This is a genomic window from Shewanella sp. YQ_9 (assembly GCF_043103185.1).
GTDB lineage: Bacteria > Pseudomonadota > Gammaproteobacteria > Enterobacterales > Shewanellaceae > Shewanella > Shewanella algae.
The window spans coordinates 1-420 of record NZ_JBICJO010000050.1 but is presented as its reverse complement, the minus strand read 5'-3'; the positions used below and the strand labels follow the sequence as shown (position 1 = coordinate 420).

At 55.5% G+C, this 420-nt stretch carries 1 rRNA gene; it reads left to right on the top strand.

The annotated features are described in order from the left end of the window. A 16S ribosomal RNA gene (locus ACF8D4_RS14485) occupies positions 1–420 on the top strand; the annotation flags it as partial.

The window sequence follows — 420 nt, the reverse complement described above, 5'->3', positions numbered from 1 at the left end:
TCATGGCTCAGATTGAACGCTGGCGGCAGGCCTAACACATGCAAGTCGAGCGGTAACATTTCAAAAGCTTGCTTTTGAAGATGACGAGCGGCGGACGGGTGAGTAATGCCTGGGAATTTGCCCATTTGTGGGGGATAACAGTTGGAAACGACTGCTAATACCGCATACGCCCTACGGGGGAAAGCAGGGGACCTTCGGGCCTTGCGCTGATGGATAAGCCCAGGTGGGATTAGCTAGTAGGTGAGGTAAAGGCTCACCTAGGCGACGATCCCTAGCTGGTCTGAGAGGATGATCAGCCACACTGGGACTGAGACACGGCCCAGACTCCTACGGGAGGCAGCAGTGGGGAATATTGCACAATGGGGGAAACCCTGATGCAGCCATGCCGCGTGTGTGAAGAAGGCCTTCGGGTTGTAAAGC